We start from the raw sequence: 13,101 nt of genomic DNA on the forward strand, positions 1-13,101 counted from the left end.
ATATTTGTGCTAATTACTAGGCGAAGTATCCCAATTTATCGCGTCCGCCAGAAATCGAGGAGCCGCCAGCACGTGAGTTATCAACTTGCAAAGTTTCGTATGCTAGAGTCAACTCTTCAATAGCCACTGTGCCAGAATCAGCGTTTAATGCCGGTGCTTTCCAAGAAACCGGAACGGCACCGATTAGCGTCCAACACTGCATCGTTTCTCCGGCCTGGTTAAAAACTAGAATATTGACGTTGCGGCGTTCTTTTTTCGGCAAATTATTACCTTTATTGCGTCCAACATCGCTCAATATTTTACTAATCCAATTCCAGAAGGTTAAATCATTGGTGATGCCACGTTTGAGTGTCACATCAGAAAATTCTGCCTGGCCCAGAATAATTCTCTGCTGGTCGTTGACACCACCTTCCAAGCGTTTTTGCGCTTTTATAGTGACACCCAAGCCTTGGCACTCTGTGAAACACGCAGTAATGTTACTCTGAATTTCTACATAAAAGCGATTGGCTGTAACGTAGTTCAGTTCGCGGGTGCTAGTGCCATTTTTGTTCTGTCCGTTATTCTGACTTGACACAGATGACTGTGATTGTGGCAATGGAAGTGCCATCAAAATTATCCTCCTTAGTTTCTACTGCGTTCTCGTTGACGGCGCAAATCTTCAATCATCAGTTTGTATACTTGGTCGCTAAGCTGTCGCAGCAGTAGAGGATCTTGCAAAACTTTAGCTGCTGTCTTTGAAAGCGCACTTCGGGAGTGTTGTATGCTCTGATTAGCTACAGCATCCTTCTGCGCCTGTGGAGAACGATAATTTACCATAACCAAAACCCAGACCTTACTGCTATTTTATGCCTCTACCTTAGTGTCGATCAGTAGCGGAAAGTCGAATTTGAGCTAAATTTAAGAATTTTTAATTTGGTGGTAGCGGTTGCAAAGGCACGAGCCCTGCTTTACTCAGCAGACGTTGTGCTTCGCGGGTTCTCAATAGCTCAGCAAACTTTTGACCGACCGGGGGACGACTGTTATCTCCAGAATAAACTACAGCAATGGGATATCCCAAGGGATAGCTTCTATTTCTGAAAACTTCGACGTTAGGGCGATAACTTCCTTTATCATCGCACAAGTCTGTTGTGGGATTTACGGGATTACCGTTGTCTTGAATTAAAGCTTGTACAGCCGTCTTATTTCCATCTATTAAAGCCAGAGGATAAGCTGAACATTGACCGAAAACTTTGCTGAGCGTACCAAAAGCAATTCCCCCAACTTCATCATCCTCAAAATCTCGAATCACCTGTCGCAGAGTCTCAAAAGTGGACATCTGTTTAATTTCTTGCGAGTACGGATCTTTAAACAAAGGTGGTGGCTGCTCGCCTTTTTGAATTAATCTTCTAAATAAAGCAATTTCTTGAGCATTTTTGAGGACTCTTTGCTCAAAAATTTGTACTGCTTCAGTTTCTTTGGGAATATAAAGTTTTACTGGTATATCGGGGCCGCCTAGCTGTTTCCAGCTTGTAATTTCGCCTGTGTAGAGTTTACGCAATTGCTCAAAAGTAATCTGCCCCTTTAAAGCCTGTGGAAGGCTCTTATCCCTTTTGGCATAGCTGAAGGCAACAAACACTACCAAACCATCATAGGCAACTTCTTTCGATTTCAGCTCTGGTGCTAATTCATTAACCAGACCGGAGATGGCAAAGTTTGCTTTTCCGGACATTACTTTTGCTATTGCTGCTTCTCCTGAAGGCTCTGGTTGATAATTTAGCTGTAATTTTGGCTGACGTTCTAGGAGCTTTTCTTCTAAAGTTTTATCCTGGGATATTATGTTTGCGTGTCGCAGTATATAGCTCCAGGTTCCCGCTTCTTCCGCTGTGTAATTAAATTTACCGCCAGGAATAGCAGAGATGTCCTTGATGCAGCAAGTTAGAAAGTCGTTATCGGCAAGATTTCCGGCTTGGGATTTGGGGATTAGCGCCCAAACAAGTATCCCTAACAAACTCAATCCCAGGATACCAAATAGCCAGTAGGGAGGGCGACGTAACTTGGTATGGTCGTCTTCTGGTGACGCTGTTTCTACAACTAAAATATCAATATGTTGATCTGGGGGTAATTTCAATAGAGCGAGTCGCGCTTCTTCGGCACTTTCAAAACTCACATCTAGCCCGATAAGACGAAGGATAAACGTCTTCAGGTGAGGCTCTACGGGAGGCCATTGTCGCTCATCTCTGGGGTCAATAAGCTGATGGGAAGGGTCAAGCGATCGCCCTACCAACAGGTAAAAGCCCACATATCCCAATGCTACTAAATCTTGGGCAGGCGTGGGAATGATGATTTCGGTGTTTGGCGGATCAAACAAGCGTTCCCAGAGAGCCAAGTCGCACAGATGTATAAAAAATTTCTCCTTGTCTCCTACGTATAGCAAACTATCAAGGCTGATATTGCCATGAGCCATTCCCTGCTGCACCTGGCCGGAAGGCAGGCTAAACTTTTGACCGTGGAGAGATTCCAGGGTTTGCAACACTTGGTTGAGAACTAGGCGGACTTGCCAACTGGTCATCGCACCACTGGCGGCGAGGTAGGCGCTGAGAGTTGGGTATGTATCTAAATTGCCGTTGGTAATGAGGTAACAGCGTTCCTCAAGTCCGTCAGCAATGGCATCCCAAGGCTGACGCAGGCGCAAATCCTGAACTCTTCCATCTGCTAGACTCAAACCTGCTACTAGCTCAAAGGTTTGCTTGCGCTGGCGGGTTTCTTCTTGGCTGAAGGAACGGTTGGGGAGCAGGTATTCTTTAATGACAATCGGCTGCTGATCGGAAAGTTGGGTTCCGTGGTACAGACGGCCCATACCGCGCTTTCCGACTAAAGTTTCTACTCGATATCTGCCGCGCCGTCCCCGAATTTCACTTTTTTCCGGTAAGGTAGCTGGAAAACCGCATTCTAAACAATACTTGGCTGTTGGCTCTCGCTGGAGGGTCTGTTGCGGCAAGTTACAGGCTAAGGGATCGCTATACTTGCAACGATAGTATCTGTAGTGAGATTCAGTTGAGTAGTGGGATTCAAAGGAGTGGACTTGCGCTGTAAATTGCGGCGGTGCGTCAACAAGGGCGGTTTGTTCTTCTGGGGTTGGCGGATCTAGTTCGGTTTTGATTTCATCAACTATTGGTGCCAGCCATTGGTATCGGCTTAACCAATTGTATTGGGTAAGCCTGATTGGAGGCGCATTTCTGCTCAGATACTCTCTTAGTAAAATTTTGGGAATGTTTGTCAGCGCCACCGAAAACTCTCCGAATAATAAATAGGTGGACTATGGGATTTTAAATTTTGGGTGAAAGGATTTTAAATTGGTTATTAGTAATAGTTTTTTCTCCTCTCTAATCCCCAGAACAGGAGTCCCGCCTGTGAATCTCCGATTTTGCCGAAGCTGTTGCTCAAAATATCTCCCCAATTTGTTAAAGTAACATTGATTTAGCGCGATGGAAATATGAATTTATGGCAAAAGAAGAAGTTACAAAACTTTTCAAAGCTGTTCAAGCTGACCCGGCTTTAAAGGAGAAGCTTAACTCTGCACCTAATTTAGAAGCGTTTGTCAAGATGGCTGAAGAATCTGGCTATAGCTTCACCGTGGAAGAATGGAATGCGGTTACTGGCTTTGTTGTGGAAGAATTGGAGGGTGAATTATCAGAAATTCCTGGGTTATAAATTTTCAAAGGAAGTATAGAGTTAGTAGCGATCGCTTTCTTTAAAGATTATATTTTTATTGAAGCGATCGCTTCTTTCCTTTACTAGCTTATGCCTTTACAGGAGGAAGATGGGGTTTTTAGCTGAAGTCATATTTAGCGATATCAGGAATTTTTCTAGTGTTACATATTGTTTTAAGGTAGTAGTAAACACCCTAATAAAATTTAACGTTCTACATCTTTCTAAAGGATGAAGTTTGAAATATCTGTCATGTTTAAGAGGTAAGCGATCGCATCCTCACACCCAGCCTTTCACTTCCGTATCGGTCAGAGGTCTTTCTAGCTTCACATATTCGCTCTTGGCAGCTTGCAAAACGTGTTTCATACCCACAGGCTCCCCGGCATCAGCTGCGATAAAAGCTGCATTCAAAGCAATATTGCGGATGTTACCGCCAGCGACATTTAACTGTGCCAACTTACGTGCCTCTAGCCCCTGCGTTGGCGTTTTATTGGGAAAGATGCGTTGCCATATTTCGGCTCTCTGATTAGCATCGGGGAAGGAAAATTGGACAATAAAACGAATCCGGCGCAGAAAAGCTTGATCCAGCGAACCTTTCAGATTGGTGGTGAGAATTGCCAAACCTCGGTATGATTCCATACGCTGTAACAGGTAGCTGACTTCAATATTGGCATGGCGGTCGTGGCTGTCTTTCACCTCAGAACGCTTGCCGAATAAAGCATCAGCTTCATCGAATAGTAGAATTGCCCCCCCAGCTTCAGCAGCGTCAAATACGCGCCGCAAGTTCTTCTCTGTCTCGCCGATGTATTTGCTGATGACAGAACTCAAGTCAATGCGATAAAGGTCTAGCCGCAATTCTCCAGCGATTACCTCTGCTGCCATTGTTTTACCTGTACCGCTAGCACCAGCAAATAAAGCGCTGATGCCTAAGCCGCGTCCGCCTTTCCCGGCAAATCCCCAACTTTCGTAAACCTTGGCGCGTTGACGGACGTGGGCGGCAATATCGCGCAGAACTTGGCGTTGTGTCTCTGGCAATACCAGCTCATCCCAAGTGGCTCCTGGGATAATGGGTTGAGCCAGGTCATTAAGACGCGATCGCGCTTGAATGCGGCAGGTATCCCATAATTGATTGTGAATGGGGGAATCTTCTGCTTCTGCCTGAGTTGCAAGCTTTCCTTTTGCTTCTGCACAAGCAGCGTAAATTGTGGTGGCGCTGAGGGTGAAATGGGAAACTAAGGTTTCGACGTGTCCGTTTAAGCTAATGGCTGCATCGCCCAAGGCCGCTTGCCAAATTGCCCGCTGTTCGCTGGGGCTTGCTTTGGGAACTTCAATGGCGATTAGGGGACGCTGGCGTTGTTTGCGGCGATCGCGACTGATAATTACCAATGGAGAACGGATGCGCTCTACCATAGTTGCGATCGCGCTTTCCCGCAGTCCCTCCCCTACATCGGTGTCGTCCCATTCCAGTAACAGCACGCTATTACTCAAAATAGCTTCCCGTTCCCACAGCCGCATTAGGTTATTAAGTTCGTTGATGCCTGTGGGAACAGTGCTGGCAAAGATGGCGTTCAGATTCATTTCTAAAAGTTCGCAGGCTTTCAAAGCGATCGCTTGCATACTGGCAACGTCATCCCCACACAAACAGATAATCGGTAAAACCGCCTCCTGTGATGCCTCAATCCACGTCTGAGCCAGCCTTTGAGCTAGTTGATGGTGCGACGGCACTAAAATGTTAACAGCGGCGACAGGCTCCACAATACCCATTAGTCGCTCATCTAGATGCTGCACGCCAGCGATATAGTGCAGTATCTGCTCGTCAATTCGCAGGGGTGCAGCGGTGAGTGCATTGCCCGATCCAACGTCAATCAGTCGCCACCGACGTAAAGGAGCGTTAGGCGTTAAAGCACTCCATTCCGGGTTTGGTAAAATTGTCAGAGCCAAACTAAAAGTAGGATACACCCGCTCTTGGACACCTTGAGCGATCGCGCACAAACTTCCCCAACTAGCATCAAGTTCCATCCCAACGCACAACAGCAGCAGATCCCGCTCAAAATTCGACAGCCCAAAAGTTGAGCAAAGCTTCTCCAATGCTCCATGAGGCGAAAGCTCATTTTCAGGCGAAAAATATTCTTCCTCCTGTTCCTTGTCCGGCTTCCCTTGCGCCAGCCGCGCTTGACGTTGTAACGCTTGACGCACCGGAGCCAGTGCTGCCATCAAGTAGTGCTGGTTAGCTTGCTGCAAGTTGTTAGTAGCCGTGACATTCATGAAATTATTACCTTCGGACTAATATACTGCTGGAATGTTGGGCTGTCCTTGTCCATATCTACACTCAGCAGACTTTCTGCCCCATCTACGTGCAAACGCACCAGATACTCCCCAGGCTTCACATCTCGCACCGGAACAGTCACCAGATTAGTATCATTTCGACGTGGCAAGGCATCGAAAAGATAAGCCACAGGATTATTAATTGACCGTTCATTGAGTGCCATAACCACCCGCTGCTTGTTGCCAATGGTGACATCGACTTGCACTATCACATCAGCTGAGTGCAACTCATCTCTACTTTCCTCTATATTTGAGACGCTAACCTCTGTTATGGTTGGACGCAGCACAAAAGGTGCAACATTTGACTCGACGCCGCGCTGGAGACTTCGCTGTAAGCTTAATGTTGGTGTCGAGTTGCCTCTAGAAGTTGCCGCCGACTCAACTCCCGGATTCGATACCGCTTCTGTCCCAGTTGAGATGCGGTGAATCACCTGCAAACTTTGTACACCTGCCTGTAGGGAAGAAGCAGGGAACGAGGAGAGAGGCAAGACAATCTGGTTATCCTGAACCTCTGAGGGTATCACCTCCACCTCACCCAAGCGCACTTGAGTAATACTACTCTTCAAATGCTTACCCCAAATCACCAATGTGCTGTCTGTCGAGATCGGCTGAAACCTTCCAGCTTGGGACACAACCCGATCTATCACTGGTTGATTTGGGAACGGCATCACACCGCTAAACTTGTAGTCGCGCACTGGTAGAGCTTTTTGGGCTGACTCTTCCCCTTCGATTATCACTACAGTAGCGCGGTAGGCGACTGACAAGGTGTAGGGAGTTTGAAAGAATACCGACCAAACTTTGGATAAATCTTCTAAAGATAGATCCATCGGCACAAAGTCAATTTCTTCTACCTGTTCAGAGAGGTTAGAGTCAGCCAAGTAGGTGAAGTTAGAATCGGCGATTGTGTCCCAAATCATCTCCTGTGTCAAAGTCGATTGATCCTTGAGAGTACGGACTACGCTCCCTAAAAGTCGTTGCGGTTCTAACTCAACTTCATTGCCATAGAAACTGATCATGTAATGCAAATCTAAGGCATTGTGCGATCGCTTTGCCATTTCTCCTTTCCGGTTGCGATTCCGCACATCAGCGTTGTTCCGCCACACGGAATTGAGCGTCACTTGATAAAGATACAGATTCACTCCCGTTTCTGGCGTGCCACTCCCCAAGTTACTAGGTCGTACCATTGTCACTCTTGCGCCATCTACGTCTACTTGTACTACAGCCTGCAAAGTTCTTTGCAAGGCAGCGGTGACAGTAGCGATCGCTAAGTAATTGCTCATAAAATAGCTTTTAGCCGTCAGCGGTAAGCTTTTAGAATAGCTTGGTTTATTTTTTTCCAAGTTTAGCCAAGACTAACATTTGAGTTCATAAACGGATGGTTAATCCCTTGCCTTAAGCACTAACTAATCCAAGTTTTAAGGCTTTCACAATTGCTTGAGTCCGACTCGTAACACTTAATTTTTCAAATATAGCTGTCAGGTGAGCTTTGACTGTAGCAACTGTGATGTAAAGATGTCGGGCAATTTCTTCATTTGAAGATCCTTCAACTAACCAGTGTAAAACTTCTTGCTCTCGTTCAGTTAGGTGAATAGCTTTACCTGCGCTCAACGATCGCCCTGCATAAAAGTTAAACAAGCGGAAAAAGCAGGTTGCTACTTCTGGCGATAAATACACTTCTTCTTTCATTACTGTGGTAATTGCTTCACACAGTTGAGTAGCTACGCGATCTTTAAACACATAGCCGCAAGCACCTGCTTGCATTGCTCGAAATACCCATTCGTCTTCCCGATGTCCTGAGAGAACCAGCACTTTCCCTTTATAGGACATTTCTCTGAGACTCAGCAAGGCAGTAATTCCATCCCCTGGTGGCAATTCCATATCCAGCAAAATCATCGCTGGTTTTTGTTCTACAGTTAATTTTAATGCTTGCTCCACACTAGCAGCTTCGCCAACAACATCGAATTTTAAAGAGTCGTTAGTACCTAAGAATCCTAGTAAAGTTCTTATCCCTTGACGAAAGCGTGGTTCATCATCGACTAACAAAATAGAAATTGGCTGGTTATTCATGGCTCATTAGTTATCGATAAGCTAAGAGTTGAAACTTTTCAATCCAACTTTCAACCCTTGACGGGAAACAAAGAACTGACAAAATTTGTTTTTAATTATTTCGAGGTAGAATAAGCGAAAATTGTGCGCCGCCGACCGAGAGATTTTCTACCCAAATACTCCCTTTATGGTCGAGGATGATTTTTTTAGCGATCGCTAGCCCCAAACCCGTACCACCCGGACGCTTAGAGTAGAACGGCGTGAATACTTGTTTCAGGTCTTCTTGAGAAAGTCCGCTCCCGCGATCGCTAACTTCAACTATCACTTCCATTGCAAAAACTTGCCAATTGCAAGTAACTATTCCTCCTTCCGGACTAAAATGAATTGCATTACTTAACAAGTTGTCAAAAACTTGCTTCATCTGCCACCGATCCACCGCCACAATTACCGGCTTATCCGGATAGCAGATATCTACTTGTTTTTCCTCTAACCACGGTCGCAAACCCTGAATACTCTCAGCTAAAATTTCCCGCAGGTCATAAGGCGCTACGCGCAATTTTGCCTGCTGTCCGCAGTAAACCAAATCTGTTAAATTAGCACTCAAATCATCCACAGTTTCCCGAATAATCGTAGCCTGTTCTTGCAAACCTCCTGATTGCAACCCCCGGCATAAATTTTCCGAATAAAGACTAATCAGTGCCAAAGGATTTCGCAGTTGATGTTCTGCACGGCGTAACACTTGCTCAAGTAACTGAATCTCAGCTTTTTGACGAGAACACTCCCGAAACATAGCCAAGTAGTGACTAAGTAGTTGAGCTTGTTGCTCTATACACTCCTGCTGATGAACAGATAGAGAATATTCGCTCCATAGCATTAGATACTCAGGCCTAGAGCTATGCTGACTAAGAGCGCAAACATAAGCATTGTAGGGACATGGTACCGTATCCCGACGCGGGGTAAATACACGCGCGATCGCATCTGGCAACCAATCTTCCCACCACACCACAGAAAGGGGATGGGGAAAGCCTGCGTAAATACTACCCTGCTGCTGTGTATAATGAGCAACAAATTGGCGCATCCCCGTATCAGAATCCTCGTAGACAATCCAAGCTGCCACAATCGGCACTTGCACCGCTAACTGTTCAATATGCAGCTTGCAAATACTTCTAACATCGGCAGACGACGGTGTACCCAGTGAACCGATTGTGGAGGTAGGTGGACGTACCTCGCGAACCAACTTTTGTATACCAACCTTCATCTGTAACTCCCCGACGTACACGATAAATCAGCAGTGTGGAATAGGGTGCAGCACCTAATAGGGCATTCAGCCTGCGGAACTTGTCATCATCCCTGAGAAGTAAATGACCCATCTAGCTTAGTCCCAGAGTTCCGTAAATACGCCTATTTACACACAATTTTTAAAGTTTCGACCAAAGTCTAATAAACACTCTAGAGGTGTCTACCTAATCTAGACCTATACAGCCTAAGCATCTATCTAGTCTTATGATCCCTGCTACTGCCCAGACTTTGGCAGAAATCCTGGCTGGCGGGACTTCTCTGCTCAATACAGAGCAAATAGATTTCAACCACCCTGGTATGCGGCAGGATATAAGGCCAGCGCTGAACCTGTACTGCTACAACATCGGGGAAAACGGTCAGGTAGACCGCAGGCTTAACCCGGAAAAAACGCATACAGGCACTCTTAAGCGTTCCCCCTTATGGTTTGATATCTCGTTCCTGGTGAGTGCCTGGGACTGTACCGCCTTGGGAGAACAACGTCTACTCTCAGAAGCATTAACAATGCTGTTGCCTCATCGCCCGATAGCAGAAGAGTTGCTGGTTCCAGCACTACGCGGTCATGGCAACTTGTCAATGATCGTTTCTGCCATTGGCTTTATTGAAGCAGCAGCTTTATGGAGTGCGCTGGGTGTTCCATTACGTCCAGCCTTATATGTGACAGTGACGGTTCCCTTCACCTTACAAGGGCCGAACACACCTAAAGAAGTAGTAAAGAAGCGAGAAAAAATTATGAGTTTTGAATTCAAAACTCATAACTCATAACTCCTCGCGCCCATTATCCACCACCCAAAAAAGGAAGACTACGCCATGCCGATGGATTATTTTGCTCCTGGTGTCTACGTCGAAGAAGTAGACCGTGGCAGCCGCCCGATTGAAGGCGTAAGTATGAGTGTTGCTGGGTTTGTTGGCTTTACCGAAGATGTACGCGGTGACGCCGAACTGTTCAAACCCATGATGATTACCAATTGGAGCCAATTCCTAGAGTATTTTGGCAAACAAGGCTCCGATGGTTACACAGATTTCAACGCCTACCTCCCCTTTGCCGTCAATGGCTGGTTTATGAACGGCGGTGGACGCTGTTGGGTGACTAGCATTGGTACCAAACTCCCCGGTTCAGAACCACCCGCACCAGAGGAAACAGCCACCAAGCTTAGAACCTCTGGAAATCGTCCCTCTTTGATGTTTGCTATCAAGCCATCCGAAGGCGAAGAGGATGACAGCTCAGCTCTTGCCTTATCCGGTGGACGAGTCAATGTTTCCATCCTCCCCGATGAACCGAAAGCCCCTGAAGACCCAGAGGCAGAACCCCCACTGAACACGGGGGAATATTTTAAAGTCATTATTAGTCGCGGTGGCGAGAAACTCGAAGAGTATACCCACCTGACAATGAACCCGGATGTCGAGGCGCAAGTCGGTACCTATGTCGTCACTGCAATCAATGAAGGTATCGGCGACCAGCAGGCATCTCAATTTTTGTCCGTAACCGATATGTCCACCAGCGGACAACCCCTGTCTCGGCGACCTGTCAACGGCACCTATGAAGTCAGCCCTCCACCCGTCATTTCTAGCCGCGAGCGCTTTCCAAGGGATGTGAATGGGGCGCGTGATGACCGCACGGGTGTACAAGGGATTTTTGAAATTGACGAAGTTTCCATGATTGCTTGTCCAGATTTAATGCTGGCGTACCAACGCGGTCTGCTGGATTTGGATCAGGTTCACGGCATCATGGAAATGATGGTTAGTATGTGCGAAAACAATGCACCCAGCCCCAACTACCGCATGGTAGTTCTCGACCCGCCACCTTGCAAGGGAGGCGGCGAGCCTGTACCCCCTGAGCAACAAAAGCCTCAGCACGTAGCTCAGTGGTTAAATAACTTTAATCGTCGTTCCATGTTCGGCGCGTTGTATTATCCCTGGATTAAAGTGGCGAACCCACGCAATGCCGGACGACCGATTTTGGTTCCCCCCTGCGGTCACATGATGGGGATTTGGTGCCGCACCGATGAGACTCGTGGCGTTTTTAAAGCACCCGCCAACGAAGTTCCTCGCGGTGTCCTGGGTTTAGCCTACGAAACTAACTTCCGCGAACAGGAACTGTTGAACCCTGTGGGGATTAACTGTATCCGCAACTTCGCAAACTACAACCGAGGCTTCCAAGTTTGGGGCGCACGCACTCTGGTAGAACCCGCTAATGTCCAGTGGCGCTATATCAGCGTCCGCCGTCTGATTAGCTACATCGAGCGCTCGATTGAAATCGGTACCCAGTGGGTTGTGTTTGAGCCTAACGATCAAGATTTGTGGGCGCGAGTTACCCGCACTGTTAGCAATTTCCTCGAACGGCTGTGGCGTGCAGGGGCGTTGTTCGGTGGTTCGCCTGGTGAATCGTTCTACGTGAAGTGCGATGCCAGTATCAACACCCACGAGACGATAATGCTGGGTCGTCTGTATGTCGAAATTGGTGTCTGTCCAGTCCGACCAGCAGAATTTGTGATCTTCCGCATCAGTCAGTGGTCTCCTAACCAGTAGGTTAGAGTCGTTAGTTTAGATATCAGCCTTAGAGCTGATATCTAAACTGAATATTGAAAAAATTTGTAAGGAGGTCTTGCACAATGGCTATTATTACAGTTGAGAATTTTGAATTAGAAATCAAGGGAGTAGGTGACGGTCTACAGTTTAAAAGTGTTGACCTGCCAGCTTATAAGACTGACGTTCAACATGGTGATGCCATAATGTCTGGTGCCAAGGGATCTGTACGGCAGACTCTTACCAAGAAAAGGGAAGCAGCGGTTCAAATCACTTTAGTAACCCTAGCTAGTGGAGATGCAAAAAGCACTAGCTCACTGATGCGAAAGTGGCTGCTACAGTGTATGCCAAAAGCAGAGGACGGTGGCGGTTTTCCTACGAGTGCCAGGATGGCAGAAGGCGTAATTAAATCCTATAACTCAGCCGGAGAAATGGTAGATTCGTGGAAGATGAGCGGAGTTTGGATTTGTAAATATCAAATCGGGAAACTCAGTGCAGACGGTGGTTTGCTTGAAGAAACCTTTACGCTACAGGTTGACCAATTCGATCCAGCTTGAGCTATCTAAGTCTGGGTGTTTGAGACAATACTCTTAATTTTGTTCGCTTTAAGAAGCGATCGCAATCATTCTTTTGTACTTTGTAATTGATTGGAAGGTTATTTATGGCTGATGCCGTTGAGTTACTATCTAGTGATAACTACGATGTAGCAATTGGTGATATCAAAGACATCATTATCAAAGAAGTAAGTGGGATGTCAGTAGATATGTCCCCAAAGGGTGCTGATAATGCCATCGGTTCTGGCCCAAAGGGAAAATCGCTGGTTCTCAGTGTTCCGAGTCAACCGAAGTATGGCGAGATAACGCTAGTTTTGGTGCCAGGAGCGCATCAGGGGGGAAATGACGATAAGCTGTGGGAGTGGTACAAGGATTGCGCCTCGAAAGCTAACCTTGGGGAAGCAGCAAAAGCGCGAACTTTACGTAAAGAAATGACAATTAATGTCTATTACTCCGGTTCAGAGGGAAAGGTGGGGTTAACCTACAGTTTTGTAGGGGTGCTTCCCAATAGTTTTGATGTTCCTAAGCGGGACGCAGGGAGTAGCGAACTGGAAACTTGGACGCTTAAGCTTAACTACGAGCGGATGAAGTTTACTGTATCGGCGTAGTAAGGAATATACTCAATGCAAAACTGCTCTGGTGAGGTGAGGTGAGATGCGATCGCGCT

At 46.7% G+C, this 13,101-nt stretch carries 12 protein-coding genes; 5 read left to right on the plus strand and 7 right to left on the minus strand.

Annotated elements, in window-relative coordinates:
- Positions 1 to 16 precede the first annotated feature (16 nt).
- The 3 genes from H6F74_RS20030 to H6F74_RS20040 all read right to left on the minus strand — a co-directional run bounded on the left by H6F74_RS20030 (position 17) and on the right by H6F74_RS20040 (position 3,265).
- A complete protein-coding gene (locus H6F74_RS20030) occupies positions 17 to 607 on the minus strand; it encodes a phage tail protein (protein WP_190443944.1) in 591 nt (196 codons plus the stop codon).
- A gap of 14 nt (positions 608 to 621) precedes the next feature.
- Positions 622 to 816 (minus strand): hypothetical protein, encoded by a 195-nt coding sequence (locus H6F74_RS20035; RefSeq protein ID WP_190443945.1) that lies wholly within the window; start codon positions 814 to 816, stop codon positions 622 to 624.
- A 91-nt stretch (positions 817 to 907) separates the two neighbouring features.
- Positions 908 to 3,265, minus strand: a complete 2,358-nt coding sequence (locus H6F74_RS20040) for a substrate-binding domain-containing protein (RefSeq protein WP_199301445.1) — start codon at positions 3,263 to 3,265, stop codon at positions 908 to 910.
- Between the two features lie 215 nt (positions 3,266 to 3,480).
- On the opposite strand from H6F74_RS20040, the gene H6F74_RS20045 reads away from it, so the two are divergent.
- Positions 3,481 to 3,690 carry a Nif11-like leader peptide family natural product precursor gene (locus H6F74_RS20045; RefSeq protein WP_190421259.1) on the plus strand — a complete coding sequence of 70 codons (210 nt, stop codon included), beginning with the start codon at positions 3,481 to 3,483 and terminating at the stop codon, positions 3,688 to 3,690.
- A 276-nt stretch (positions 3,691 to 3,966) separates the two neighbouring features.
- Here H6F74_RS20045 and H6F74_RS20050 read toward each other — a convergent pair whose 3' ends face one another.
- The 4 genes from H6F74_RS20050 to H6F74_RS20065 form a co-directional block, all read right to left on the minus strand.
- Positions 3,967 to 5,952, minus strand: coding sequence for an ATP-binding protein (locus H6F74_RS20050; protein WP_190443946.1), 1,986 nt, complete (start codon positions 5,950 to 5,952; stop codon positions 3,967 to 3,969).
- A complete protein-coding gene (locus tag H6F74_RS20055) occupies positions 5,949 to 7,292 on the minus strand; it encodes a DUF4255 domain-containing protein (protein ID WP_190443947.1) in 1,344 nt (447 codons plus the stop codon). The genes H6F74_RS20050 and H6F74_RS20055 overlap by 4 nt, the downstream gene beginning before the upstream one ends.
- Before the next feature lie 112 nt (positions 7,293 to 7,404).
- Positions 7,405 to 8,079, minus strand: a complete 675-nt coding sequence (locus tag H6F74_RS20060; protein ID WP_190443948.1) for a response regulator transcription factor — start codon at positions 8,077 to 8,079, stop codon at positions 7,405 to 7,407.
- 91 nt (positions 8,080 to 8,170) lie between these two features.
- Positions 8,171 to 9,316, minus strand: coding sequence for a HAMP domain-containing sensor histidine kinase (locus tag H6F74_RS20065; protein WP_190443949.1), 1,146 nt, complete (start codon positions 9,314 to 9,316; stop codon positions 8,171 to 8,173).
- A gap of 245 nt (positions 9,317 to 9,561) precedes the next feature.
- Here H6F74_RS20065 and H6F74_RS20070 point away from each other — a divergent pair, with 245 nt between their 5' ends.
- The 4 genes from H6F74_RS20070 (at position 9,562) to H6F74_RS20085 (ending at position 13,042) form a co-directional block, all read left to right on the plus strand.
- Positions 9,562 to 10,119 carry a Pvc16 family protein gene (locus H6F74_RS20070; protein WP_190443950.1) on the plus strand — a complete coding sequence of 186 codons (558 nt, stop codon included), beginning with the start codon at positions 9,562 to 9,564 and terminating at the stop codon, positions 10,117 to 10,119.
- 45 nt (positions 10,120 to 10,164) lie between these two features.
- Complete coding sequence (locus H6F74_RS20075) at positions 10,165 to 11,883, plus strand: phage tail sheath C-terminal domain-containing protein (RefSeq protein ID WP_190443951.1); 1,719 nt, start codon at positions 10,165 to 10,167, stop codon at positions 11,881 to 11,883.
- Between the two features lie 83 nt (positions 11,884 to 11,966).
- Positions 11,967 to 12,437: a phage tail protein gene (locus tag H6F74_RS20080; protein ID WP_190443952.1), complete on the plus strand. Its 471-nt coding sequence runs from the start codon at positions 11,967 to 11,969 to the stop codon at positions 12,435 to 12,437.
- A gap of 104 nt (positions 12,438 to 12,541) precedes the next feature.
- Entirely contained in the window at positions 12,542 to 13,042 is a 501-nt protein-coding gene (locus H6F74_RS20085) for a phage tail protein (protein WP_190412609.1), read from the plus strand.
- Positions 13,043 to 13,101 lie beyond the last annotated feature (59 nt).

This window comes from Trichocoleus sp. FACHB-90 (assembly GCF_014695505.1).
Lineage (GTDB): Bacteria > Cyanobacteriota > Cyanobacteriia > Cyanobacteriales > FACHB-T130 > Funiculus > Funiculus sociatus.